The organism is Bhargavaea massiliensis (assembly GCF_018390575.1).
Taxonomy (GTDB): domain Bacteria; phylum Bacillota; class Bacilli; order Bacillales_A; family Planococcaceae; genus Bhargavaea; species Bhargavaea massiliensis.
The window spans coordinates 253,949-278,006 of the sequence record NZ_JAHBCJ010000005.1 but is presented as its reverse complement, the minus strand read 5'-3'; the positions used below and the strand labels follow the sequence as shown (position 1 = coordinate 278,006).

Below are 24,058 nucleotides of genomic sequence, written 5' to 3'. Positions count from 1 at the left end.
ATGGACAACCCTTCGCGGGAAGGCAAAAATGTCCATGCAGGCGATGCTTACTTTTCCTGCTCTGAATCTGAAGAGATTGGCCTGCTGGACGTGGGAGTCACCGGAACCGGCCTGACGGCCGGTCGCTCTAGGTCGATTTAAAGTGCAAAGCACTTGCCAAATCCTATAAAGATAACAAATCGGACCCAGAAAGATTTCTTCTGGGTCCGATTTGTCTACAGTCTGAGATGCCGTCCGGGCATCTCCTTTTTACTTTACTTCGGTTTCATCATTCATTGTCCCGATTTGATCATTCGACCTCCGCCCGGATTTGAATGTCAGAACTTTCCTGACCAATGATGAAAATAGACGAATAACGAAATCAAACGGTCATAGGGACGATAATTCCAGAAAAAAACTGCAGACAAGGCACTGTCTGCAGTGAGAGGAGATACTACTGGCACATTTGATTTCAATCCCAGAGTAAGTCTACTCCAGGTCTTCCGGTGAACCCCCCATTTCATCTTCCGGTCCGCCTGCAAGGCCAGCAGCGAGGTCCGGGCGGTCCGTGATGATGCCCTGGGCTCCGGCTGCGATCAGCCGCTCCATGGCCGGACGGTCATTGATCGTCCAATAATGGACGGGGATATTGAGGCGCCCGAGAAAACGGATGAATGGAGGGAGGTCAAGAGGGAACATGCCGGACCGGACCGGAATCTGGAATACATCGGCCCTTGGCTGATATAGGTGACCGAAGCCGCTCGCAAACGCGAGATAAGCGCGCCTGACTTCCTGTTCGCCGGCACCGAGGGCAATCTGATTTCTGGCATATAGATTGAACCGGTCAATCTGGCTGTCATGGAAACTGGTTACGACCACCCTGTGGCGTGCGTCCGCTTCCTCGATGACCCGCCAGAGCTTTGAAGGCAGCAAGCCCCCTTCGTATGTATCAGGAGCATCTTTCATGTCAATATTGACCAGCATATGAGGGAAATCTTCAAGAAGTCTCCGGAGAGAAACGGCCCCGCCGGCCTTTCCCCTGAACGGGTATGAACCGTCTTGGCCCGCATGGCGAAAACCAAAATCCGCTTCCATCAGTTCGGCCAGCGTATAGTCACCCGGACGGCCGGTGAGATTGGTTGTCCGTTCAAGCGTCTCATCATGGAAAACAATCACTTCTTCATCTTTGGAGAGGTGGACATCGATTTCAAACCCGTGCACACCGAGGCCGGCTGCATGCTCAAAGGCGGCCATCGTATTTTCAGGTGCAAGCCCGGCTCCGCCGCGGTGAGCGAGAATGATCGGTACGTCATAATCCAGTGCAGGGACGAATGTCCGGCCTTCGGGCTTTGATAAGATTTTTGAACCGGCCCATGCGGCGGCACCGGCCGCTGCAACCGTAAGGGCAACTTTTCTTTTCTTTGTCATGCGGACCCCTCCCTGTATACGAGAAAACTAAGTTCAGTATAAAAGAAACCGGCTGCCGTGTCATTCTTCGTCCGGTTGCCGTGTTTTTCCGGCTTATGGTATTCTGTATGGTAGGAAAGTAGGGATGATCATGATTGAGCGGCGCGGAATCGTCGTCCACCTTCACCATCTGAAGCAGGTGAAGGCGCTCAGGAAATATGGGCATGTCCAATATATTTCCAAGCGGATGAAGTATGCCGTACTTTACTGCGATCTTGAGGATGCAGAAGAAACGGCAAAAAAACTTGAGAAACTCCAATACGTTCGTTCGGTCCAGCTCTCGATGAAGCCGTTCATCAAAACGGAATTCGAGAACGCAAAGCCTGATAAAGCCAAGGAGTATGACTACAAGGGCGGCCTCTGATTTATCGGAGCGGCGGAATCAGATGATTGAGCCGAAGGATGCCGGTGATGTGCCGGTAGTACTGATCGCGGTCGGAAAAGTCTTTGGAAGGGCGCACTTCCACTGTGACGGGAGTAGCGCCGGCTTCTGCTGCGGCTTCCCTGAAGCGGGCGACACGGGCGCTTTCTTGGCCGCCGCTCCGGATGCCTTCCCGGGAGATGTAGATCGGCATGAAGCTGCCCTCTCCGGCGGGGTCAAGAGCCACGGCCAAAGACAGGACACCGCTTTCCCCGGCCGTGAAGATGAACGCCCGGTGAATGCGGCCGGAATTTGTTCGGATCAGTTCGCACAGTTCAAAAACATCACCGAGTCCTTCGCCCAGTTCGATAAAGCGTTGTGTATTCATGCGGCTCCTCCTTTCTCTGCTCATCCTATCATACCGGCAGGGCGGGGAATAGCGCAAAACAGGAAGGTGAAAAGATGAGAATCATTTCCGGAGAACGCAGGGGCCTGCAGCTTAAATCGGCATCCGGGACGGATACGAGGCCGACATCGGATAAGGTCAAAGAATCCGTGTTTAATATGATCGGACCGTACTTTGATGGCGGCCGCGTGCTGGACCTGTTCGCGGGAAGCGGCGGGCTGGCACTTGAGGCGCTCAGCCGGGGGATGGAATATGCGGTCCTGGTCGAAAAGGACCGGCGGGCCCAGTCGGCAATCATTGAGAATATTGGCAAGTGCCGGTATGATGACAGGGTGGAACTGATCCGTGCGGACGCCCGGCAGGCTGTCCGCCGCATCATCTCCAAAGGTGAGCCATTTGATATGGTCTTCCTGGATCCGCCATATGCGCGGGATACATATTACAAGCTGGCCGGGGACCTGGCGGGGGCGGGCCTCATCAGCAGCGTGGGCATGATCGTCTGCGAACATGATCGGTCGGTGCCTCTGCCGGACAGCTTCGGGGAATTCAGGAAAGATAAAGAATCTGTATATGGCGGCACGGTAATTTCAATTTATCGGCAAGCTGCCGGCGAGGGGGAGACAAATGGGTAAAATGGGGGTAGTGCCGGGAAGCTTCGATCCGGTAACCAACGGCCACCTGGACATTATCAGGCGCGCGTCGCGTGTCTTTGGGGAAATCCGGGTGTGTGTGCTGAATAACTCATCCAAAAATCCTCTGTTTACGGTGGAAGAACGGATTGAGCTCATCCGCAGGGCGACCGCGGACATCGATAATGTAAAAGTCGAGTCGTATTCCGGCCTGCTGGTCGATTATGCGAAAGGGATCGGCGCCACCGCCATAGTCCGGGGCCTTCGTGCAATTTCTGACTTTGAATACGAAATGCAGATCACCTCGATGAACCGGGTGCTTGAAGAAGAGATCGAGACCTTTTTCATGATGACGAATAACCAGTATTCATTTCTCAGTTCCAGCATCGTCAAGGAAGTGGCCAAATACGGGGCGGATACCTCGGATCTTGTACCGCCCGTTGTCGAGCAGGCACTCAGGGAAAAATACAATATCAAAGAAATCCGGCAATGAGGGGATATTGCCAAAAAAGCGTCCGGGAAGCCCAATAGGCTTTCCGACGCTTTTTCGGTTAAGTCAAGAATGATAGAAGCAGCATGAATACCGGGGGGACGATGATCATGTGCGCCAGACGTGCTGCGGCATACCAACGCATCGGGATACCTGCTCCTCTGGCGATGACTGCGACCTGAAGATGGATGCTGAGCCCGTTCATGGACAGGATAAGTGCAGTCAGCGCTGCATGAAGTTCCATCCCGGAGAACAGATCATACGCCGTCTGAAGGCCCGCAGTCATTTCAAACAGCGGAAAGACCGCCATGCCTGCTGTTTGTGCATCCAGCGGGCTCAGTCTGGACAGCAGGTCTGCCGCCACGGTCCCGACGGCGGAAAAGAAGACGACGGTTGTCGCGACAAGGACAATGGTCTGGGAACTGTCCTTCAGGCTTTCGGTGAGCGGGGAGCCGGTTTTCCTTTTCGGTATGTCTGACGAAACCGGCGGACGTTCCGGATGAATGGACGAACGGACTGAAAGAATCAGGAGAAAAATAAGGTTGAGCCCGTGGATAACTGCCATTAGCAGCCAGCCTACCGAGGCGCGCCCGAACAGCTCATTGCCTACATAGCCGATCAGCAGCATGGAACTGGGGGCGTGGCAGATCGCTGTCAGCAAAGCGCCTTCCCGCTTTGTCAGGCGCCCGTCCCTAACTTGGTGGGATACGGAAACCGCCCCTACAGGAAAGCCGCCGAACGCTCCCAGCAAGTATGTTTTCCAGTAGGTGCCTGTCCGTCTTTTCGGCTCTTTTCCGGGCAGGCGGAGCAGCCATTGTGTCAGGATCAGGTAAGGAAGCAGATAGGGAAGCAGCGCTTCCGAAAACAGTTCAATGCCGAATACGGCCCCTTCCCGCGCAAGGCCCGGCTGGAGGAGAAACAGTGCGATGAGGCACCAGATGATGACGGTATACACGAAAATAATCGACTCCCTCGTTTTTGAATGCGCCCATCGCCGGTGCTACACTATGTATATGCCGGCATGAACGGGGCTATTTTGGAGGGATCGGTTTTGAACAATATAAAAAGGATTGCGCTTACGGCTGTGCTGCTGATTTTCGCGGCAGCAGCGCTCCTGCCGCTGGATATGTACATCCAGAAGCCGGGCGGCGCGTATGAACTGTCGCCTCTCGTGGAAGTGAAGGGCGGCGATTTGGATGATGAAGGTTCCTTGAGTCTGATGACAATTGCCCTCTCAAAGGCGACCCCGCTCACCTATGCGTTTTCCAGCTTGATGGACAGCCGTAAAATCATGAAAGCCGGACAGGTCCGAAGGGACGGAGAGACCGAGGAAGAATATAACCTCCGTCAAATGCAGTTGATGGAGGATTCACAGATTAATGCAATCTACGTGGCCTACAACCGGGCAGGCAAGCCCGTGTCGCTGGAGACCGCAGGAGTGCTCGTCCTGGACGTAGTGGAAGGAAGTTCGGCAGACGGCGTCCTGGAGGCGGGCGACCTGATCACCAGGATGGGGGAACAACCGGTTGATTCGGCGGAAGCCTTTGCAGAAACAGTTGCCTCACTGCCAGAAGGTGACACGGTCCGCCTCACAGTGGTCCGGGATGAAGAAGAGATCACCAAAGAAATCTCCCTCGGCACCATTCCGGGTGCCGGGGGAAGGAAAGGGCTCGGCGTGAGCTATGCCGCCAAGCGCACCATCGAAACCGATCCGGGAGTCGAGATCGAAACGGAGGATATCGGCGGCCCTTCCGCAGGGCTCATGTTCACGCTTGAGATTATGAATCAGCTGTTGGATGAGGATCTCACCAGAGGTTACCGGATCGCCGGTACAGGAGAGATCAATGAAGACGGCACGGTCGGCCGGATCGGCGGCATCGATTTCAAGGTGATGGCTGCCGACCGGGAAGGGATTGAAATCTTTTTCGCGCCGGATGATGAAATTACTGCAGAAATGAAAGAACGCATTCCCGGGATCCGGTCGAATTACGAAATCGCCGCAAAAACGGCAGAAAAAATCGGCACGGATATGAAAATCGTGCCGGTAAAGACGATTGATGATGCCCTTGATTATTTGGAGGAGGTGGACCCGAAGCCTGACTGACTCCTAATCGGCCATGATGGGCGGTGTTCGGAAGTCCTTTCCGGGCCTGTCCCCGGTGCCGACTGCATATAGGTCGGCTGCCCGGATATCCATTTTGAGCATTGGATCATCCAATGAAGCGGCCCGGGATACCAGCGGAATTCCGAATTCATCTCTGTATCGGTTCAGATACGTGCGGCCGGCTGCCGTCATCCCGAGAAGCCTGAGATAGCGGGGGTGGCGGAGCCGGCCGAAATCGTTTTTGTCCATCCCGCAAAGTACATGGGTAAGCGTTCTCTGGATCCGTGTCCATGTGTACCGTTTCGTCTTGACCGTCTCCATGAATTCCGTGAAAGCAGAAGCTTCAAGTGCAGCCCGGGCAATCCGGTGCTCAAGCCCTTCTGTCATCTCCGCGATCTCCTTTAGCCGTAAGGCACCGTCACGGAGGATGAGAGGGCGGAGAACTGGCCAGAAGCGGTCCCAGCCGCCGAACCCGCCATACGCCTCTCTGAACCGCTCAAGGGCGTCTGCAGTGTGGACCGGGATGGCGCGCCGAACTTCACCGGTGATTCCTTCCGTCCTGACCGCTTTCCTGATGGCCGTTGCGCTCATGATCCCGCTGTCCGGATCGGCCCCAAGATCATGATAGCCGGTTCCCGTCCTCCCGATGGTGAAAGCGGCCATTTCCGGATTGATCGAGCGGGCGGCTTTCATATAATGGAAGCCGAGAATGTTGTTCGGTTTCGTGAGGTCCGCAAGCGGGCCGGTGTCTGCCGAAGCATCTGCAACGGTCCGGTAAGCGCTGCTTAAAGCCGCCGGATAGCTGATCCCTGTCTTCATGAGCCTGCGGACTTCCCCCTCGTAGCCCGTCTCCCCGTCCTCCAGCAGGCGCAGTGTATTTAAAAAAGGTTCAATCCGCCCGTCTTCCGACCCGAAGCAAAACATGCGGCAGCGGGCAGCCGCCAAAATGCCGATTGCGCCTTCGGCAAACTCAGACGCCTGTGCCACGGCGAACCGGTACGGAAGCTCAAACACAATGTCGGCCCCTGAGCGGAGAGCCAGTTCCGCCCGGGACCACTTATCGATAAAAGCCGGCTCTCCCCGCTGGAGAAAGTTGCCGCTCATGACGGCGATGACGACATCGGCTCCTGTGAGCCTGCGGGTTTCCTTCAGGTGGTGGATATGCCCGTTATGAAGCGGGTTATATTCGACGACGACGCCTGCGGCTTTCATCCTGCTCACTCCTCTGATACAATCGGATTAACGACATTATAGCGTGGCCGGGATGAAAAATATAGGCGGCAAGGGCATCCGCGGGTGACAAGAAATAATCTTGACATCACGTTTTGGACATACTATAATCAATTCTGTTGTCTTGAGGTGATTCCTGATGAAATGGACCATCCGGCAATTAAATCAATTCCGGCAAGATTCCATGCCGGTGGACGGCACCACTGACCTTTCCGGTGTCCTGAAGCGCGACCCGGAAATCCGGGCAATCGGACCGGTCCGTGTGACGGGCACATGCTCCGTCGGCAACGGCCATATGACTTGCCGCTTCAAGCTGGAGGGAACGATGACGCTCCCCGAGGCAAGGACCTGGGATGATATCGAATACCCGTTTGAAATCGTGACAGATGAACAATTTGTCTGGGAAGGCTATGCCGACCCGGACGATGACGCCGTTCACGAGGTGACGGGAGAAGTGGTGGACCCGACGCCGGTCTTCGAAGAGCTGGTCCTGCTCGAAATCCCGATCCAAGTGATCGGGGAGGAAGCGGCACCTTCACGGGAAGGAAAAGGATGGGCCTTCTCATCCGAAGAGGAATTCGCCGCCAAGCGTGAAGAAGAAAAGCCGAAAGTGGATCCAAGACTTGCCGGGCTGGCCAAGCTTTTCGACCAGCAGGGCAAGGATTCAAAGGACGAATAGAACCGTAAGGAGGTGCCCCGCATGGCAGTACCTAAGAGAAGAACTTCCAAAGCTGTAAAGCGTCAGCGCCGCACGCACTTCAAGCTCCAAGTGCCAGGCATGGTCGCTTGCGATAACTGCGGCGAGATGAAACTCGCTCACCGTGTTTGCAAAAATTGCGGTGAATACAAAGGTAAACAAGTCATCTCCGAGTAATCAGAGACGAGCGCGACGGCCGGAACCCGATTCCGGTCTTTTTTTTATTGCAAAAATTGTTCCATGGCCGTTCGGAGCGGAAATCTGCTTGAGTGGAAAAAATACGCAATAGGGAACTACGGAGTGATAGGCTTAAGAAAGTATGCAATTTAAAGGAGGATTCGGGAATGGCTTACAGGTTTGAGAAAAGGGGAAGTGGAGCGGTCTTCACGATTGACCGCCCGGAAAAGAGAAACGCAATCAATGAAAAGGTGATGGACGGATTGTCGGCAGCGGTCGAGGCTGCCAGGGAGGATGAATCTCTCCGGTATTTCATCATCACGGGTGAGGGGCAATCGGCCTTCTGTTCGGGCGGTGACCTGTCGGAGTTCCACAAGCTCCGTACGGAAGAGGATGCTGCACCGATGCTCGGTAAGATGGCGGAGATCCTGCTCCGGATGGCTTTGTTGCCCGTCCCGGTCATCGCGCTGATCGACGGCCATGCCGTCGGAGGCGGCTGCGAAATCGCCACCGCCTGTGATTTCAGGCTTGTCCGTGAAGAAGTGAAGTGCGGATTTATTCAGGGGACACTTGCGATTACGACCGGGTGGGGCGGGGCGTCCCACCTGCTCCACAAGTCAGGGGGGCACGACAAGGCGCTCAGGATGCTGACGGAAGCCAGGCTGAAGGAAGCCCAAGAACTGCTTGAGTCCGGCTGGGCTACCGAACTGTTCACAGGGGATAAATTTGAGGCGGTGGACCGCTTCACGGATCCGATGGAACGCGTGCATCCATCGGTCCACCGCGCCTACAAACAAGCGGCTGTTCGGCGCCTCCTTGCAGCAGGGCTTCCGGAGCAGATCCGGGAAGAAGTCGCCTTATGCGCCAAGTTGTGGGCTGCGGATGTCCATCATGAAGCTGTCGACCGTTTCCTCAACAAGAAAAAATGAAGTCTATTTTTTCTCTCCACCGCATATAGTTTCCCAAACGGGGGTGGTAGAGGTGAAGGAAAATACAAGAAAAGACCGGTGGACACCGGAAGATGACCGCATCCTCGCCGATACGGTGATCGATGCAGTGAAAAATGGCGGAACACAGCTGGGGGCATTTGCCGATGCGGCCGAGAAGCTTGGCCGGACCAAGCAGGCTTGCGGATTCAGATGGAACAAGACACTCCGCAAAATCCATTCGGCTGAGCTTGAAGCCGCTCAAAAAAAGCCCGAGCATCATCTGAAGTCTCATCTGAAACAGGCGATGAGCGGGTTCGATGAATTATCCGAGTCCTACATGCGGTTGAAAAAAGAGCATGAAGCGCTTGCCCGCGAGCATCACAAGCTCCTGGCCTGGCTTTCCAAAGGAGTCACGTTCATTGAGAAACAGGAAAGATGACCGCAGGACCGCCAACCGGTTCTGCTTTTCTTTTTGCAAGTTTTTCTAATTAGACTTGAAAACGGTTTCAGCTTTCATATAGACTGATAATGAAGGGGTTTAAAATAGTTTGTCAATTCAATAGGGGGGATCCGCATGGAAAAGATTCTTATCGCGAACCGGGGGGAAATCGCGTCACGTATCATCAGGACCTGCCGGAAGCTCGGCATCCGCACCATTGCCGTCCATTCAGAGGCTGATTCCGGTCTGCCTTTTGTACAGGAAGCGGATGAGTCATTTGAAATCGGGCCTGGCCCTGTTCCCCAGTCTTACCTGAAGGGCGATGAAATCATCGCCCTTGCCAAGAGGGAAGGCGCGGATGCCGTCCATCCCGGTTACGGTCTGCTGTCGGAAAATGCATCGTTCGCAAGAAAAGTGCAGGCGGCAGGTCTGTCGTTTATCGGCCCTGCGGCTGGTGTGATCGAGAAAATGGGGGATAAGATCGAAGCCAGACGCGCCATGATTCATGCGGGCGTTCCGGTCGTGCCGGGAACCGAGGAAGGCGTTGCGACGCTGGAAGAAGCGCTGCAAGCGGCGGATCAAATTGGCTACCCGGTCATGATGAAAGCGAGTGCCGGCGGCGGCGGAATCGGTATGGTCCGCTGTGAAAATGAGCAAGCGCTCAGTCGAAATTTCGAAGGAGTAAAAAAACGCGCCATGTCCTACTTCGGGGATGACCGGGTATTTATCGAGAAGTTCATCGATGATGCCCGACATATCGAGGTGCAGATTTTCGGCGACAGCCACGGCAATGTCGTTCATCTGTTTGAACGCAACTGCTCTGTACAGCGCCGCAATCAGAAAGTCATTGAAGAGTCTCCGTCACCCGCATTCCCCGAACAGGCGAAAGCGCGGATGCTCAGTGCGGCGGTGGAAGCGGGGAAAGCAGTAGGCTATACGAATGCCGGCACAGTCGAGTTCATCGTCGGGCCGGATCATGAGTTTTATTTCCTTGAAATGAATACACGGCTTCAGGTGGAACATCCGGTGACGGAAGCGGTAACCGGATTTGACCTGGTCGAGTGGCAGATTGAGGTGGCTTCCGGCAGGGAACTGCCTGTGAAGGACCAGGAAAAGATTAAATCCGCCGGCCATGCGATTGAATACCGGATCTATGCGGAGGACCCGGAAAAGTTTCTTCCGTCACCGGGCAAGATCACACAGCTTGTCTTGCCGGAGGGAGAAGGAGTGCGGATCGACCGTGGATATACGGAGGGCGATACGGTCACGCCGTTCTATGACCCGATGATTGCAAAGGTGATCATCAGCGGCAGTTCGCGCGAAGAAGCGATCCGCCGGTCGGAGCAATTTTTCGGCGAGGCGCATGCCGCGGGTGTCCGGACGAACATTCCGCTTTTCGCATCTTTTGCCGGGTCCGAAGAATTTGCGGAAGGCAACTATACAACCCAGGTGCTTGCCGGTTGGCAAGCCAGGAAAAAGGAGGAAGTCTAATATGAATGAACTGAAATCAACAATGGCAGGTACGGTTTTTACCGTTGATGTAAATGCGGGGGATGAAGTGACGGCAGGACAGACGGTCGTCGTGCTCGAATCGATGAAGATGGAGATCCCGGTCGAAGCCGAAAAGGGCGGCAAGGTCAAGGAAGTTCGCGTCAGCATCGGTGATTTCATCAATGAAGGGGACACCATCCTCACATTTGAATAATCGGCTGTCTTGCAGCCAAGGGAGGGGGAAGTGGTATGACAGTGAAAACAAACGATCACGAACGTCTTGAAAAGTCACTGGAGCAGATTTTTGCAGGGGGACATCCGAAGTATCATGAGAAGCTGAAGGAGCAGGGCAAACTCTTTGTGAGGGACCGTCTCAAGCTGCTTTTTGACGAAGGGGAGTACACGGAAGATGCCCGGTTTGCGAACATTGAGGCCGGCGACCTGCCGGCGGACGGAGTCGTGACTGCCACAGGAAAGGTCGGGGGGAAGACCGTCTGTGTCATGGCCAACGACTCGACGGTGAAGGCCGGTTCGTGGGGGGCGCGTACGGTAGAAAAGATCATCCGCATCCAGGAAACGGCGGAACAGCTGAAGGTTCCGCTGCTTTATCTTGTCGACTCGGCAGGAGCGCGGATCACGGACCAGTTGGACATGTTCCCGAACCGCAGGGGGGCGGGGCGGATCTTCCACAACCAGGTTCGCCTATCCGGTGTCATTCCGCAGGTCTGCATTCTGTTCGGGCCGTCTGCAGCAGGCGGTGCCTATATTCCTGCTTTCTGTGATATCGTCATCATGGTGGATGGGAATGCCTCGATGTATCTCGGTTCCCCAAGGATGGCTGCGGAAGTGATCGGGGAAAAGGTGTCGCTGGAGGAGATGGGCGGGGCGCGCATGCACTGTACGGTAAGCGGATGCGGTGACTGGCTTGCGGCGGATGAACAGGAAGCGATCCAGGCCGCTAAAGCTTATCTGGACTTTTTCCCGTCCAACTACTCGGAAAAACCAGAAATCAAATCACCTGTGCCAGCCTCCGAAGGACGGCCGCTCGGGGAAATCATCCCTGAAAACCAGAACGCCCCGTTCGATATGTATGAGGCGATCGACAGACTGATCGATGAAGACAGCTTCTTCGAGATCAAGAAATTGTTCGCACCGGAGCTGATCACCGGGCTAGCGCGCATTGAAGGCCGGCCGGTCGGCATCATTGCCAACCAGCCGAAAGTAAAGGGCGGCGTGCTGTTTGTCGACTCGGCAGACAAAGGTGCGAAGTTCATCTCGCTCTGTGACGCATTCTCGATCCCGCTTTTGTTCCTGGCTGACGTACCGGGCTTCATGATCGGAACAAAAGTTGAGCGTGCGGGCATCATCCGGCACGGTGCCAAGCTCATCTCCGCGATGAGTTCCGCGACGGTGCCGAAGATTTCCGTCATCGTCCGAAAGGCGTACGGCGCCGGACTGTATGCAATGGCCGGCCCTGCTTTTGAGCCGGATGCCTGCATCGCGCTGCCGTCGGCACAAATTGCCGTCATGGGTCCTGAGGCCGCGGTCAATGCCGTCTACTCGAATAAGATCCAAGCCATCGAGGATCCGAAAGAGCGGATCCAGTTCATTCAGGAAAAACGCGAGGAGTACAAGGAACAGATCGATATCTATAAGCTGGCATCCGAGATGATCATCGATGATATTGTTTCTCCTGAAAGCCTCCGTTCGGAACTGGCATCCAGGTACAGCATTTATGCCACGAAAGAAGTCGTGCCGCCTCTTCGCAAGCACCCGGTCAATCCGGTATAATAGGACTGCAACAAGGCCTGCCCTATCGGCGGGCCTTTTCATTGGGGGAAGGAGATTGGCGATGAAGATCAATGTAGCTGGAGCCGGAGCGATCGGGATGCTGGTTGGCGCCCGTCTGGCTGAAGCCGGGTTTGACGTCCGGATGGTCACGAGGACTGCAGAGCAGGCGGATGCTATCCGGGATGGTGGCATCTTGCTGTCAGCGGCGTGTGAACAGAAAGTCTTCAGGGTAAGGGCTACGGCAAATTCCGATGCCGCCGCAGAGGGCGGCATGACCATATTGGCCATGAAGTCATATGACCTGGAGGCATTTCTGGAGGAACTCACCGGAAAACCTGGGGAAGCACCGCTGTTATTTCTCCAGAACGGCGTGTCGCATTTGTCTTTGTCCTCCCGCTTCAGGGATAGGCCGGTTGCATTCGGAACGGTCGAGCATGGTTCCAGGAAAACCGGTCTCCGTTCGGTTGAGCATACCGGGACGGGTCCACTCCGGATTTCGCCTGCTGCCGGTGACTTCACCCCTTTTCAGCCGCTTCTTGGCGCCCATTCTTCGACTTTCCCTATTATCCGTGCAGAAGAGGGGCCGGAGCATCTTCTCATGATAAAGGCATTGAAAAACTGTCTGATTAACCCGGTGACGGCTGTTGCCGGTGTCAGAAACGGGGTGTTAACGGAAGACCCCGACCTTCGCGCACTGCTTGGCCGGCTGCATGAGGAACTTGCTGGGGCATTTCCGGAGATTGCAGGCGAGGTCACGCTGGAGGAGGCGTTCGCTCTCTGCCGGAAAACAGCGGACAACACCTCTTCGATGCTGGCCGATCTTATGGCGGGCAGAAAGACGGAAGCCGATTCAATCATGGGCGGTGTGATTGCTCTTGCCCGAGAGCGCTGTGCGTCCCTTCCGATATTGGCCGCACTGAATGACCTCGTCCGTTCACTGGAAAGGAGGGGAGTCAGACATGGCTGACTTCTTCTTTGCTGCGGCGGGATTTCTGATTGCGTTCCCTGCTGCTGCATTCATAGTATTGTTCACAGTGTTCACCCGGCTGTATCGGGATCCGTCAAAAGGTTTCAGCAGGGCCGCAGATTGCACGACCTTTCTGCTCTTGCCCGCCGTGCCGGCAGTGGTGGCAGCTTTTACCGGTTATCAGACGGGATTCTACCTGGCCATGGCGGTGATCGTGTTTGCGCTTTACATGACCTATCGGGAACGTATGAGCGGGCGTGATTTCGAGATCGGCCCGCTGCTGCGGAAAATCTGGCGTCTGCTTTTTCTGATTCTCTCGGCAGCCTACCTGGCGGCATCGGTTATCGGGACCGGGGTCATGATTGCCGATTATATTGGAAGATGAGCTGAATTTTTCATTCGGCAGAAAGGGAATGCTATAATCGGATTCGATTATTGAATACAAATGGGGTTTTCGACATGGAATTTGAACGACTGGACATCCGGCCGGCGGGGAAAGTTATGGACGCCTATTTAAACGATCCGGATTTTATCCATACATATTTTGACTATCCGACGGATTACGCCGGTTATTTGAACAGGCTTCAGGAATTGCAAAACCGGCCTTTTGACCGGGCAGGGCTTACCCGGGTGATCCGAAAATTCATGGGAAACACCGCCGGGCTGTCAGAGAAAGCGGAAACTCATCTGCGCGAACTTGAAGAAGGGGCGCCCGCAGTTGTAGGGGGACAGCAGGCGGGGCTTCTGACCGGCCCGCTGTACTCGGTAAACAAGGCACTGTCCGTCGTCGTGGAGGCGCGCCGGCTCCGCGAGAAGCTAGGCACGCCTGTTGTTCCGGTTTTCTGGATTGCCGGTGAAGACCATGACTTGCTGGAGATCAACCATGTCTATGCAATATCGGACGAACGTCCGGTAAAACGGCAATTCCCGGTCCCGTTCGGAGCAAAGACAATGGCATCCGAGACAGTATTTAACACCGCTGACATGGAAATGTATATCCGCGGCGTGTTCCGTGATTATGGGGAGACAGCACATACAGAAAGCCTGCTTGGAACAGTCCTTGGCTGCCTTGAGGGCAACTCGACCTATACCTCTTTTTTTGCGGCGCTTATGTCCCGGTTGTTCAGTGATGAGGGGCTGTTGCTGCTCGACGCGGCCGATCCGGAGCTAAGACGGCTTGAGGCACCGCATTTCGAGACCATGGTCCGCCAATCTCCGGCCATTGCGGCCGGGGTGACAGAAACGGAAGAACGCTTCGGACGTGACGGTTTTAACCGTCCGCTCGGTGCGGAAGAGCAGGATGCCCATCTGTTTTACGTGGATTCCGGAGAACGGTTCCTCCTCAGGCGCGAAGACGGGCGATTTGTCAACGGGCCGGCGGGATTCTCATTTTCAGAAGATGAACTGGCAGCAATTGCCCTCACGCATCCTGAGCGGCTAAGCAATAATGTCGTGACCCGGCCGGTCATGCAAGACTTGGTCATTCCCGTGTTGGCATTTGTCGGAGGTCCCGGAGAAATCGCCTATTGGTCACTGTTGCGCCCGGCGTTCCGGGAAATGGGCATCTTGATGCCGGTCGTCGTTCCGCGGCAGTCGCTGACATTCATCAGCCGCCTGGCCGCAAGCTTCCTTGAGGAAACCGGCCTGAATGCCGGAGACGTACTGGCCGGCATGGCAGAGGTGGAAAAGCAGTCGTACATCGAGCGGGTGAGCGACAGGGAAGCGGCCGGTCAGATCGACCGAATGGAAGAACAGCTGAATGCCGGATACCGGGAACTTTCTTCTTCCTCGGTATCCGGGGGCCGGGACATCCAGGAACTGATCATAAAAAACATGGGGTTCCATGAGCGCCAGTTCAACTACCTGCGGGAGAAAATTCACGAATCGGTTCTTCTCAAACATGAAACGGCGATTCGCCGATACGACCGGCTTCAAGCGGAATTGTTGCCGGAAGGCGGGTTTCAGGAGCGGAAATACTCTCCTTTCCAGTACATGAACGAATACGGCCCTGATTTCATCTCCGACCTTGCAGCAAAAATGAGCGTACAACCGGGAGACCATTACCTGGTCCGCCTCTGACACTTTCCAGATGAACCACTTCGCACCGTTCTTAATGGCTGTGTGTAGATAAATCGGACCCGGAAGAAATTGAACCGAACCATACACTCTACAGTCTGGCACCGCCCTAAATGGGCGGTGTTTTTGTTTGTCCGGTATATAACAAAGACCGGAACGGACAAACTGCTTTTTAAAGGGAGTGGGAGAGAGGAAGAAGCACATTGGACAGGAGAGGCGAGTTGGGGAGGGCCAAAAGTTCGAAAGTGTGGTTTTTGTCCGGCATTACAGGCGTTGCCACCTGGAAATCGGGACAGGAAGACCCACAGTTTCCGTTACCAAATTGTAATATAAGAGATTTGCAAAAACGGGTGGAGGAAAGTGGGGGGATGTGGTACATTAAGTTTACGATGTGGGGTGAAGACACATGTTCATGGGCGAATATCAGCATACGGTTGATACAAAAGGCCGGCTGATCATTCCGGCGAAGTTCCGCGATGATCTGGACGGCGGATTCGTCGTCACCCGCGGATTGGATAAATGCCTGTTCGCTTACACCATGGACGAGTGGAAACGTCTTGAAGAAAAGCTTAAAGCGTTGCCGGTCACCAAAAAAGATGCCCGCGCATTCACCCGCTTCTTCTTCTCCGGGGCAACCGAGGTGGAACTTGATAAGCAGGGACGCGTCAATTTACCTGCGAACCTTTTGAGTTATGCCGGCCTCGAGAAGGATTGCGTCGTACTCGGGGTTTCCAGCCGGATTGAAATCTGGGCCAGGGAAGCCTGGGAAGGCTATTTCGAGGAATCGGAAGACTCCTTTAACGAAATTGCTGAAAACCTCATTGACTTTGATATTTAAACCAACCGATGAAAGAAGGGAACGGACATGTTCGATCATGTGACCGTGCTGCTGAAAGAGACAGTCGACGGACTGAATGTCCGGCCGGACGGCCTCTATGTCGACTGCACACTCGGCGGCGGCGGCCATAGTGAATATCTTGTGCAGCAACTTGGGGAGGGCGGTCGACTCATCTGTTTTGATCAGGATGAAACCGCCATCCGACATGCGCGTGAGCGCCTGGCGGATCACTTGGACAAGATTACATTCGTCAGATCGAACTTCCGGTACCTGGAGGAAGAACTCGGAAAGTTGGGCATCACCGGTGTTGACGGTGTGCTCTATGATCTGGGCGTTTCCTCACCCCAATTCGATACGCCGGAACGGGGCTTCAGCTACCGCTATGACGCACCGCTTGACATGAGAATGGACCAAAGCGCTTCGCTCAGTGCCTTTGAAATCGTCAACGAATGGGCATACGGGGACCTGGTCCGCATTTTCTATCGCTACGGCGAAGAGAAATTTTCCAAGCAGATTGCCAGGAAAATCGAAGAAGCAAGGAAGGAACGTCCGATCCGGACAACCTTCGAACTTGTGGAACTGATCAAGGCGGGCATCCCTGCTGCAGCAAGGAGAAAAGGCGGGCATCCCGCCAAGCGGATTTTCCAGGCCATCCGGATTGCCGTCAACGATGAACTTGGGGCGGCGGAAGAATCGCTGCAGGATGCAATCCGGCTTTTGAAAAAGGACGGCCGGATCAGTGTCATCACATTCCACTCGCTGGAGGACCGGCTCGTCAAGACAATGTTCAAGGAAGCCTCTTCACTTCCTGAACTGCCTCCAAACTTGCCGGTGATTCCCGAAGGCATGGAACCTGAACTGAAACTGATTACCAGAAAGCCGATCCTGCCTTCCGAAGAGGAGCTGGAGAACAATAATCGTTCCCACTCGGCAAAACTCAGAATCGCAGAAAAACAGAGATAATACTCGTATACAGAAAACGAGAAAAAACAATTCTAGGGGGACTAGTAAATGGCGCTTGAAGCACGCAAGTTTGACCATGCATACATACAGGAACCCGAGATCACCCGTGTACCGGCACCCGCGCAGGAGCCGGAGAAACAACCGAAACACAGAAAAAAATGGTTCACAAAAGGCGAGAAAACGCTATTCGTGGCGTTTGTTGCTGCTGTGGCCATGTTCGCGGTTATCCTTCTCCAGGCGCAGTCGTCCCTCAACGAGGTGAACAAGGAAATCCAGCTGATCCAGTCCGATATTACGGAAACGGCCAAGCAAAATCATGATTTGTCCATACAAGTGAGCGAAAAATCGACCTACGAGCGCATCTGGGGCAAAGCCCGCGAGCTCGGCCTGTCGCTCAATGAGAAAAACGTGAAGGTCGTGCCTGGGCAATGAAAAAGAAGTTTCGTTTCCAATGGGGAGCCTTCCTGATGTTTTGCGTCTATGGAGGGCTCTTTTTCCTTTTATTCTCAAGATTCCTTTACATTCAGGTGACCGGCGAAGCTGAAGGCCAGCCGCTCCGGGCAATGGCCCATGCAAAGTATGAACGGGAACAGGTTCTGAGTGCCGACCGCGGCAAGATTGTCGACCGCTCGGGAGATCCCATCGCAGAGGATACCGTGAGCTATAAGCTGATTGCGGTCCTCTCCGAGAAAGCCAGCAAAGACGTCAAGAATGATAAATGGCTCCATGTTGTCGACCGGGAAAAGACAGCACGAGCCCTTGCCGAACATATCGAGATGTCAGAGGAAGAAATCCTGGATCGGCTGAATCGCCAGGATGATCCCGATGTCTTCCAGGTGGAATTTGGTCCGGCGGGACGTGATTTAAGCCACGACAAGATGAAAAAGATTGAAGCACTCGAACTCCCGGGCATCCAGTTCGTAAAGGACAAAAAGCGTTTTTATCCGAATGGCCGGTTTGCGTCTCACCTGATCGGCTTCGCCCAGAAGATGGAGCAAAAAGACGGTACTGTGAAGACAGTCGGCCAAATGGGACTTGAGAAGACGTTTGATGACCTGCTCACAGGCAAGGACGGGAAGATGGCCTATGAAAGTGATACATGGGGGTACTTGCTGCCTGGTGCCGAAAAGCAGGTAACCCCTCCCGAAGACGGGGCCGACATCAAGCTGACCCTGGACAAGACAATTCAAAACTTTGTCGAAGATTCCATGAATCAGGTGGAGAAAGAGTACTCTCCCGAGCGGATGTCGGTCATTGTAGCCAATCCTGAGACAGGCGAGATCCTTGCGATGAGCCAGCGGCCGACATTCGATCCCGAGACGAGGGAAGGGCTGTCGTCCAACTGGCTGAACGAGGCGGTCCAGTACACGGTAGAACCGGGATCGACGATGAAAATATTCACTCTCGCTGCTGCAATCGAGGAAGGCGTCTGGAAGCCGGACGATTACTTTAAGTCAGGCAGCTACTCGATCTACGACACGACCATTTATGACCATAATAAAAACGGCTGGGGTTGGATCTCCTTCAGGGAGGGCTTCCAGCGTTCTTCAAACGTATCGATGGCTTATCTCCTTGAACGGATGGGCGGGGAAGCGATGATGAAACATTATCGGGACTTCGGTTTCGGCCAAAAGACCGGCATCGACCTTCCCGGTGAAGCCACCGGCAGCCTGAATGATGTCGGTCCGGTCGAGCGGCTTACGACATCATACGGGCAAGGAATGACCGTCACGCCGATTCAGATGGTGCAGGCCGCTTCAGCGATCGCGAACGGCGGAACGATGATGAAGCCCTATATGATCCAGGAAATCAAAGATCCGAACACAGGAAAAGTGCTTCGCGAAGGTCAGCCGGAGGAAAAGTCCAGTCCGATTTCCGCCGAAACAGCGGAAGCCGTACTGGAAATGATGGAGTCGACTGTCACATCAGAGAATGGCACAGGGAAAATCTTCCGGCTGAATGATTATTCGGTTGCCGGAAAGACGGCGACCGCCCAGATTCCGAGCGGCAAGGGCGGTTACCTGAAGGGGCCAAACAATCTGATGTACGGTTTCCTTGGCATGGCGCCTGCGGATGACCCTCAACTGATTGTATACGTGAATGTCCACAGGCCGAAGATTCCTGCTGGAGAGTACGGTGCGGTTCCGGTTTCAAAAATCTTTAAGCCGGTCATGGAAAATAGCCTGAAGCACCTGAACATCCGTCCGGACGTGGAGCAGGAGACGGGCAAAGCATACAGCCTTCCTGATTTTTCAGGTCAGACTGCCGAATCTGCCTCCAAAGAGCTTGAGGAAAATGGCATCCGGGCCGTGATAGCGGGGAGCGGCGGGGAAGTCACCGCCCAGTTCCCCGTTAAAGAGGCTCCAGTCCTTCCGGATAGCATCGTCCTGCTCCAGACAGGAGGCGAGCCGGTCATTCCGGACTTTACCGGCTGGCCGAAGCGGACGATACTGGCCTATGCATCCATGACCGGAGCCACTGTTGAGCTGAGCGGTGAAGGGTATGCCGTGTCACAGAGCGTCTCGCCGGATTCACCCGTTGATTCTGCGACTCCGGTGGTCATCCAGCTGGTGACCCCGGAACAAGAAGTCATCACGTCCGAAAAAGAAGAGATTCCGGAGGAAGAGCAACTGCCGCTGGACTAGGCAGCTGAATAGCGCCGGCAGGCCTGTCATACGTTGTAAGAAAAACGTAAGGTGGGGAAAATGTGCGACGCTTTATCGAAGCCCGGATGAGAAAACGGCTCCGGCTGGCCTTTCTTGTCCTCGCCGTCCTGTTTGCCGCATTACTCGCAAAACTCTTCCACGTCCAGATTGTCCGCAACGCCGAACTGACCGAGAAGGCGATGGAAAACTGGGACCGGGAGCTTCCGTTTGCCGGAAAGAGAGGAGAGATCCTTGACCGGAACGGCAAACGCATCATCGGCAACCGCATTGCGCCCACGCTTTACTTCATGCCATCCCAGAACCGGGATATCGCCGGCGCAGCAAAAGAACTTGCCCCTCTGATCGATGCGGACCCGAAGAAATTGGAAGAGCAAATGTCGAAAAGAGCGTCTATCATTAAACTCGCACCGGAAGGCAAAAACATCCCGTATGAAACAGCTGTCAAGATCGGGAAAATGGGGATCCCGGGCCTCTATACCGGCGTCGACTATGTGCGGGATTATCCATATGGCGATATGCTATCCCGGCTTGTCGGTTTCACCGGCTATGACAACCAGGGACTTGCGGGAATAGAGTATGCCTATGAAAGCACACTGACGGGTAAGGGTGAGAAAGTACGGCTGTTTACCGATGCCAAAGGCAATCCGTTGCCCCATGTCGGTGACGGATGGGTAGAAGGTGCTGGTGGTGCCGATGTAGAGCTGACGATCGATGTCCGCATCCAGGAAATCGTGGAGCGGGAACTTGAACAGGCCATGCTCAAGTATGATGCCGCACAGGCACTCTCGATCGTCATGGATCCGGACACGGGCGAGATTCTCGCCCTTGCGTCCACACCGAACTTTGATCCGTCAGATTACTCCTCGGTAGAACCATCCATCTTTAACCGGAATCTGCCGGTGTGGATGACGTTCGAGCCGGGTTCGACATTCAAGATCATCACCCTGGCAGCGGCGCTTGAAGAGGGGAAAGTGGACCTAGAGGAAGATCATTTCCATGATCCGGGCTACGCCCTCGTGGAAGGGGCCCGCCTCCGATGCTGGAAGCGCGAGGGACATGGTTCCCAGACATTCCTTGAAGTCGTTGAGAACTCCTGCAACCCGGGGTTCATCGAACTCGGCCAGCGGGTGGGGAAAGAAAAGCTCATGCAATACATCCGGGACTTCGGTTTTGGCGCCACCACCGGATCCGGCATTGCCGGCGAGGCTTCCGGGATCCTGTTTTCAGAAGAAGCATTTGGGCCGGTGGAACATGCGACGACCTCATTCGGCCAGGGAATCTCCGTCACGCCGATCCAGCAGGTACAGGCGGTAGCGGCAACCATCAACGGCGGGCGGATCATGAAACCCTACGTCGTCAGCCGTGTGCTGGATCCCGAAACGGGCAAGGCAATCAAAGAGATCGGACCGGAGGAAAAACGGCGGGTAATCAGCGAAGAAACGTCCAAGCAAGTGCGTGAATCACTGGAATCAGTCGTCGCCAACGGGTCCGGACGGAACGCGTTCGTCGACGGACTGCGGGTCGCAGGGAAAACAGGCACTGCACAAAAAGTGGAGGATGGCCGGTACAAGGAGGGCGATTACATCGTATCCTTTATCGGTTTTGCTCCGGCGGACGACCCGGATGTAATCGTCTATGTAGCAGTGGACAGCCCGAAAAACGAAGTCCAGTTCGGCGGCACGATATCGGCGCCGATCGTCGGCAGAATCATCGGCGATGTAGCGGCCGTACGTGGTATCGGGCCGAGAAAAGGGCAGCTGGAGCGGGAATACCGCTGGGGCGACCCTGTCCAGCTCCGTGTTCCTGATCTGACCGGAAAAACATATGACGAAATCAGGCAGATGCTGTACACTGTGAAACTGGAATGGCACGGAGCAGAAGGCGGAACCGTCGTCCGGCAGCTGCCGGAGCCGGGGACGCTCATGGAGGAATCGGGCACGCTACACCTTTATGCCGCGCCGGACGAAAAAGATTAACGATAAGAGGTGCCTGAACAGGTACCGCCGTTTTTAAAAGGAGAACGAGAATACATGACACTCGCCACGACCATCACGATCATTGCGATCGCCTTTATCATATCTGCGCTTCTAGCGCTGCCGCTGATCCCGATGCTCAGAAGGCTGAAGTTCGGCCAGAGCATCCGGGAGGAAGGCCCGCAGGCGCACCAGAAAAAAGCCGGAACTCCGACAATGGGGGGGATCATTTTTATCCTCTCCATCGTCACGACCGCAGTCGCTCTCGGCTGGATGAATGGCCTGCTGACCACTCAGACAGTCGTCCTGCTGCTCGTGCTTGCTGGGTTCGGACTGATCGGCTTCCTGGATGACTTTATTAAGGTCGTCCTGAAGCGCAACCTTGGGCTGACATCTCTGCAGAAGCTGATCGGCCAAATCGTCATCGCTGTTGTCTCTTACCTTTTGCTCCGTCTTGGGCCGTTTGAGACAACAGTCGGTCTGCCGTTTACTTCTCTCGAAATTGACCTGGGACCGTTTTATGTCCTGTTCCTCATCTTCTGGCTGGTCGGGTTTTCAAATGCGGTCAATCTGACGGACGGCCTCGACGGACTTGTGGCAGGCACCTCTTCGATCGCTTTTGCGGCATTCGGGGTGCTGGGGCTGGTTTATGGCCAGGAAGACTTGTCGCTGGTCGCATTTTCCGTGACAGGAGCGCTTCTCGGATTCCTTCTATTTAATGCCAATCCGGCAAAGATTTTCATGGGGGATACCGGCTCATTGGCCCTTGGCGGCATCTTGGCCATGCTGTCTGTCCTGATGAAACAGGAACTTCTTTTACTTCTTGTAGGAATCGTTTTTGTCATTGAGACGCTGTCCGTCATTTTGCAGGTGATTTCGTTCAAGACGACCGGAAAGCGAATCTTTAAGATGAGCCCGATCCATCACCACTTCGAATTGTCGGGATGGTCTGAATGGAAAGTCGTCATCGTGTTCTGGACTGCAGCACTTGCCGCTGCACTGATCGCGGTATTGCCGGAGGTGATCTGATATGAAACCGATACACCAATTTGAAGGCCGCCGCGTACTTGTGCTGGGGCTTGCCAAAAGTGGTTCGGCCGCTGCACGGCTCCTGAGCCGGCTTGGCGCCGATGTGACAGTGAATGATGCCAGAAGAGAAGATCCGGAGGCTGCCCCTCTCCGTGAGTTGGGCGTCGAGGTGATTCTCGGCGGTCACCCGGAGAACCTCCTTGACAGGGGATTTGACTATGTCGTCAAAAACCCGGGTATCCGATATGACCATCCGGTCGTCTCGCAGGCGGTGGAGGCAGGTATCCCGGTCTGGACCGAAGTGGAGCTGGCGTATCTGATCAGCGAAGCACCGCTGCTCGGCGTCACCGGATCCAATGGAAAGACGACCACCACCACGCTCCTTTATCACATGCTTAACATCGGCGGCAAGGATCCGCTGATCGCAGGGAACATCGGCACGCCGTCATGCCTGGTTGCTGCAGAGGCGGGGCCGGATCAGGCCATCGTCATCGAACTGTCTTCGTTCCAGCTGATGGGTACGGACCGGTTCCGGCCCAAAATCGCAATATGGACGAACCTCTACGAGGCACATATCGATTACCACGGGACTTTCGGAGAATATGGCGAAGCGAAATTCAATATTACCCGCAACCAGATGCCGGAAGACGTACTGATTTATAATGCTGACCAGAAGGCTGTGACGGACTACGCCAAAAGATCACACGCAAGGAAAATCCCGTTTACGCTTGCCGGCCGCACGGATGAGGGCATCAGCGCAGACGGGGAAGCGGTATACTGGTACGGCGAGAAGTTGCTTGAACGTTCCGCTATATTGCTGCCGGGGCGCCATAATCTGGAGAACATCCTGTCGGCGACGGCTGCAGCCCTTACATACGGCAGCCCGCTGGAAGCAGTGAAAGACGTTCTCTCCTCCTTCTCGGGGGTCCGGCACAGAACACAGTTTATCCGGGAATGGAAAAAACGCAGATTCTACAATGACTCAAAGGCGACCAACACCCTTGCGACAAAAAGCGCGCTTGAAGCATTTGGCGGTCCTGTCGTCCTTCTTGCCGGGGGACTGGACCGGGGTCACTCGTTCGAGGAGCTGCGCCCGTTCATGGATCGTGTCCGAGACATTGTCATTTTTGGGGAAACGGCCGGCCGGCTCCGTGAATTCGCCGAATCGTGTGGTGTCGCGGGCATCCATGATGCTACCGACATCGAGCAGGCGACTGAAATAGCAGCCCGCGCATCAAGGGAAGGGGATACGATCCTGCTGTCGCCGGCCTGCGCGAGCTGGGACCAATACGAAAGCTTTGAGGTCCGGGGTGACCGCTTCATCGAGGCTGTCCGGAAGCTTTAGCACCCGGCGAG

At 54.9% G+C, this 24,058-nt stretch carries 25 protein-coding genes; 21 read left to right on the top strand and 4 right to left on the bottom strand.

The genetic code is table 11. The annotated features are described in order from the left end of the window. Window positions 1-468: 468 nt before the first annotated feature. Window positions 469-1,407 carry a glycerophosphodiester phosphodiesterase family protein gene (locus tag KHA84_RS09965; protein WP_213423368.1) on the bottom strand — a complete coding sequence of 313 codons (939 nt, stop codon included), beginning with the start codon at window positions 1,405-1,407 and terminating at the stop codon, window positions 469-471. Window positions 1,408-1,537: 130 nt separating this feature from the next. On the opposite strand from KHA84_RS09965, the gene KHA84_RS09960 reads away from it, so the two are divergent. Continuing rightward, window positions 1,538-1,810 carry a YlbG family protein gene (locus KHA84_RS09960; protein ID WP_213423384.1) on the top strand — a complete coding sequence of 91 codons (273 nt, stop codon included), beginning with the start codon at window positions 1,538-1,540 and terminating at the stop codon, window positions 1,808-1,810. A gap of 1 nt (window position 1,811) precedes the next feature. On the opposite strand, the gene KHA84_RS09955 is transcribed toward KHA84_RS09960, so the two are convergent. Continuing rightward, window positions 1,812-2,195: a DUF7147 family protein gene (locus KHA84_RS09955; RefSeq protein ID WP_213423367.1), complete on the bottom strand. Its 384-nt coding sequence runs from the start codon at window positions 2,193-2,195 to the stop codon at window positions 1,812-1,814. Between KHA84_RS09955 and rsmD the strand changes: the two genes are divergently transcribed. Further along, window positions 2,186-2,845 (top strand): 16S rRNA (guanine(966)-N(2))-methyltransferase RsmD, encoded by a 660-nt coding sequence (gene rsmD / locus KHA84_RS09950; protein WP_336511130.1) that lies wholly within the window; start codon window positions 2,186-2,188, stop codon window positions 2,843-2,845. The two genes, KHA84_RS09955 and rsmD, sit on opposite strands and share 10 nt — an antisense overlap. Then, window positions 2,838-3,335, top strand: coding sequence for a pantetheine-phosphate adenylyltransferase (gene coaD, locus KHA84_RS09945; RefSeq protein ID WP_213423365.1), 498 nt, complete (start codon window positions 2,838-2,840; stop codon window positions 3,333-3,335). Before rsmD ends, coaD begins: the two co-directional genes overlap by 8 nt. 58 nt (window positions 3,336-3,393) lie before the next feature. On the opposite strand, the gene KHA84_RS09940 is transcribed toward coaD, so the two are convergent. Beyond that, window positions 3,394-4,287, bottom strand: coding sequence for a hypothetical protein (locus KHA84_RS09940; RefSeq protein ID WP_213423364.1), 894 nt, complete (start codon window positions 4,285-4,287; stop codon window positions 3,394-3,396). Between the two features lie 96 nt (window positions 4,288-4,383). On the opposite strand from KHA84_RS09940, the gene KHA84_RS09935 reads away from it, so the two are divergent. Then, on the top strand, window positions 4,384-5,436 hold the full coding sequence (locus KHA84_RS09935; protein ID WP_236823224.1) for a SepM family pheromone-processing serine protease: 1,053 nt from the start codon (window positions 4,384-4,386) through the stop codon (window positions 5,434-5,436). Between the two features lie 3 nt (window positions 5,437-5,439). On the opposite strand, the gene KHA84_RS09930 is transcribed toward KHA84_RS09935, so the two are convergent. Beyond that, window positions 5,440-6,648 (bottom strand): nucleotidyltransferase, encoded by a 1,209-nt coding sequence (locus tag KHA84_RS09930; RefSeq protein ID WP_236823223.1) that lies wholly within the window; start codon window positions 6,646-6,648, stop codon window positions 5,440-5,442. A gap of 157 nt (window positions 6,649-6,805) precedes the next feature. Here KHA84_RS09930 and KHA84_RS09925 point away from each other — a divergent pair, with 157 nt between their 5' ends. From KHA84_RS09925 to murD, 17 genes are all read left to right on the top strand, one after another. Next, on the top strand, window positions 6,806-7,345 hold the full coding sequence (locus KHA84_RS09925; RefSeq protein ID WP_213423362.1) for a YceD family protein: 540 nt from the start codon (window positions 6,806-6,808) through the stop codon (window positions 7,343-7,345). Between the two features lie 21 nt (window positions 7,346-7,366). Beyond that, the gene (rpmF, locus tag KHA84_RS09920; RefSeq protein ID WP_213423361.1) at window positions 7,367-7,540 is read left to right on the top strand and encodes a 50S ribosomal protein L32; all 174 of its coding nucleotides are present in this window, start codon (window positions 7,367-7,369) and stop codon (window positions 7,538-7,540) included. A gap of 167 nt (window positions 7,541-7,707) precedes the next feature. Beyond that, on the top strand, window positions 7,708-8,469 hold the full coding sequence (locus tag KHA84_RS09915; RefSeq protein ID WP_213423360.1) for an enoyl-CoA hydratase/isomerase family protein: 762 nt from the start codon (window positions 7,708-7,710) through the stop codon (window positions 8,467-8,469). 52 nt (window positions 8,470-8,521) lie between these two features. Next, the gene (locus tag KHA84_RS09910) at window positions 8,522-8,908 is read left to right on the top strand and encodes a transcriptional regulator (protein WP_213423359.1); all 387 of its coding nucleotides are present in this window, start codon (window positions 8,522-8,524) and stop codon (window positions 8,906-8,908) included. A gap of 135 nt (window positions 8,909-9,043) precedes the next feature. After that, window positions 9,044-10,399 carry an acetyl-CoA carboxylase biotin carboxylase subunit gene (locus tag KHA84_RS09905; protein ID WP_213423358.1) on the top strand — a complete coding sequence of 452 codons (1,356 nt, stop codon included), beginning with the start codon at window positions 9,044-9,046 and terminating at the stop codon, window positions 10,397-10,399. Between the two features lies 1 nt (window position 10,400). Beyond that, window positions 10,401-10,613, top strand: coding sequence for a biotin/lipoyl-binding carrier protein (locus KHA84_RS09900; protein WP_213423357.1), 213 nt, complete (start codon window positions 10,401-10,403; stop codon window positions 10,611-10,613). A 35-nt stretch (window positions 10,614-10,648) separates the two neighbouring features. Continuing rightward, a complete protein-coding gene (locus tag KHA84_RS09895; protein ID WP_213423356.1) occupies window positions 10,649-12,190 on the top strand; it encodes an acyl-CoA carboxylase subunit beta in 1,542 nt (513 codons plus the stop codon). A gap of 61 nt (window positions 12,191-12,251) precedes the next feature. Further along, a complete protein-coding gene (locus KHA84_RS09890) occupies window positions 12,252-13,157 on the top strand; it encodes a ketopantoate reductase family protein (protein WP_213423355.1) in 906 nt (301 codons plus the stop codon). Next, window positions 13,150-13,542, top strand: coding sequence for a DUF3397 family protein (locus KHA84_RS09885; protein WP_213423354.1), 393 nt, complete (start codon window positions 13,150-13,152; stop codon window positions 13,540-13,542). Before KHA84_RS09890 ends, KHA84_RS09885 begins: the two co-directional genes overlap by 8 nt. Window positions 13,543-13,616: 74 nt before the next feature. Next, window positions 13,617-15,236 carry a bacillithiol biosynthesis cysteine-adding enzyme BshC gene (gene bshC, locus KHA84_RS09880; RefSeq protein WP_213423353.1) on the top strand — a complete coding sequence of 540 codons (1,620 nt, stop codon included), beginning with the start codon at window positions 13,617-13,619 and terminating at the stop codon, window positions 15,234-15,236. Between the two features lie 403 nt (window positions 15,237-15,639). Further along, window positions 15,640-16,071 carry a division/cell wall cluster transcriptional repressor MraZ gene (gene mraZ / locus KHA84_RS09875; protein WP_213423352.1) on the top strand — a complete coding sequence of 144 codons (432 nt, stop codon included), beginning with the start codon at window positions 15,640-15,642 and terminating at the stop codon, window positions 16,069-16,071. A gap of 27 nt (window positions 16,072-16,098) precedes the next feature. After that, complete coding sequence (rsmH, locus tag KHA84_RS09870) at window positions 16,099-17,034, top strand: 16S rRNA (cytosine(1402)-N(4))-methyltransferase RsmH (RefSeq protein ID WP_213423351.1); 936 nt, start codon at window positions 16,099-16,101, stop codon at window positions 17,032-17,034. 48 nt (window positions 17,035-17,082) lie between these two features. Beyond that, complete coding sequence (gene ftsL / locus KHA84_RS09865; protein ID WP_213423350.1) at window positions 17,083-17,466, top strand: cell division protein FtsL; 384 nt, start codon at window positions 17,083-17,085, stop codon at window positions 17,464-17,466. 35 nt (window positions 17,467-17,501) lie between these two features. Further along, window positions 17,502-19,679, top strand: a complete 2,178-nt coding sequence (locus KHA84_RS09860; protein ID WP_236823221.1) for a penicillin-binding protein — start codon at window positions 17,502-17,504, stop codon at window positions 19,677-19,679. A gap of 62 nt (window positions 19,680-19,741) precedes the next feature. Continuing rightward, window positions 19,742-21,676, top strand: coding sequence for a penicillin-binding transpeptidase domain-containing protein (locus tag KHA84_RS09855; RefSeq protein ID WP_473663079.1), 1,935 nt, complete (start codon window positions 19,742-19,744; stop codon window positions 21,674-21,676). A 54-nt stretch (window positions 21,677-21,730) separates the two neighbouring features. Then, window positions 21,731-22,702: a phospho-N-acetylmuramoyl-pentapeptide-transferase gene (gene mraY, locus KHA84_RS09850; RefSeq protein ID WP_213423348.1), complete on the top strand. Its 972-nt coding sequence runs from the start codon at window positions 21,731-21,733 to the stop codon at window positions 22,700-22,702. A gap of 1 nt (window position 22,703) precedes the next feature. Beyond that, window positions 22,704-24,047, top strand: coding sequence for a UDP-N-acetylmuramoyl-L-alanine--D-glutamate ligase (gene murD, locus KHA84_RS09845; RefSeq protein ID WP_213423347.1), 1,344 nt, complete (start codon window positions 22,704-22,706; stop codon window positions 24,045-24,047). Window positions 24,048-24,058 lie beyond the last annotated feature (11 nt).

Bases quoted from the DNA above. Each gene is read 5' to 3' on its own strand.
- KHA84_RS09965 (WP_213423368.1), bottom strand. From the start codon at position 1,407: ATGACAAAGAAAAGAAAAGTTGCCCTTACGGTTGCAGCGGCCGGTGCC.
- KHA84_RS09960 (WP_213423384.1), top strand. From the start codon at position 1,538: ATGATTGAGCGGCGCGGAATCGTCGTCCACCTTCACCATCTGAAGCAG.
- KHA84_RS09955 (WP_213423367.1), bottom strand. From the start codon at position 2,195: ATGAATACACAACGCTTTATCGAACTGGGCGAAGGACTCGGTGATGTT.
- coaD (WP_213423365.1), top strand. From the start codon at position 2,838: ATGGGTAAAATGGGGGTAGTGCCGGGAAGCTTCGATCCGGTAACCAAC.
- KHA84_RS09930 (WP_236823223.1), bottom strand. From the start codon at position 6,648: ATGAAAGCCGCAGGCGTCGTCGTCGAATATAACCCGCTTCATAACGGG.
- KHA84_RS09925 (WP_213423362.1), top strand. From the start codon at position 6,806: ATGAAATGGACCATCCGGCAATTAAATCAATTCCGGCAAGATTCCATG.
- rpmF (WP_213423361.1), top strand. From the start codon at position 7,367: ATGGCAGTACCTAAGAGAAGAACTTCCAAAGCTGTAAAGCGTCAGCGC.
- KHA84_RS09915 (WP_213423360.1), top strand. From the start codon at position 7,708: ATGGCTTACAGGTTTGAGAAAAGGGGAAGTGGAGCGGTCTTCACGATT.
- KHA84_RS09905 (WP_213423358.1), top strand. From the start codon at position 9,044: ATGGAAAAGATTCTTATCGCGAACCGGGGGGAAATCGCGTCACGTATC.
- KHA84_RS09900 (WP_213423357.1), top strand. From the start codon at position 10,401: ATGAATGAACTGAAATCAACAATGGCAGGTACGGTTTTTACCGTTGAT.
- KHA84_RS09895 (WP_213423356.1), top strand. From the start codon at position 10,649: ATGACAGTGAAAACAAACGATCACGAACGTCTTGAAAAGTCACTGGAG.
- KHA84_RS09890 (WP_213423355.1), top strand. From the start codon at position 12,252: ATGAAGATCAATGTAGCTGGAGCCGGAGCGATCGGGATGCTGGTTGGC.
- KHA84_RS09885 (WP_213423354.1), top strand. From the start codon at position 13,150: ATGGCTGACTTCTTCTTTGCTGCGGCGGGATTTCTGATTGCGTTCCCT.
- bshC (WP_213423353.1), top strand. From the start codon at position 13,617: ATGGAATTTGAACGACTGGACATCCGGCCGGCGGGGAAAGTTATGGAC.
- mraZ (WP_213423352.1), top strand. From the start codon at position 15,640: ATGTTCATGGGCGAATATCAGCATACGGTTGATACAAAAGGCCGGCTG.
- rsmH (WP_213423351.1), top strand. From the start codon at position 16,099: ATGTTCGATCATGTGACCGTGCTGCTGAAAGAGACAGTCGACGGACTG.
- ftsL (WP_213423350.1), top strand. From the start codon at position 17,083: ATGGCGCTTGAAGCACGCAAGTTTGACCATGCATACATACAGGAACCC.
- KHA84_RS09860 (WP_236823221.1), top strand. From the start codon at position 17,502: ATGTTTTGCGTCTATGGAGGGCTCTTTTTCCTTTTATTCTCAAGATTC.
- mraY (WP_213423348.1), top strand. From the start codon at position 21,731: ATGACACTCGCCACGACCATCACGATCATTGCGATCGCCTTTATCATA.
- murD (WP_213423347.1), top strand. From the start codon at position 22,704: ATGAAACCGATACACCAATTTGAAGGCCGCCGCGTACTTGTGCTGGGG.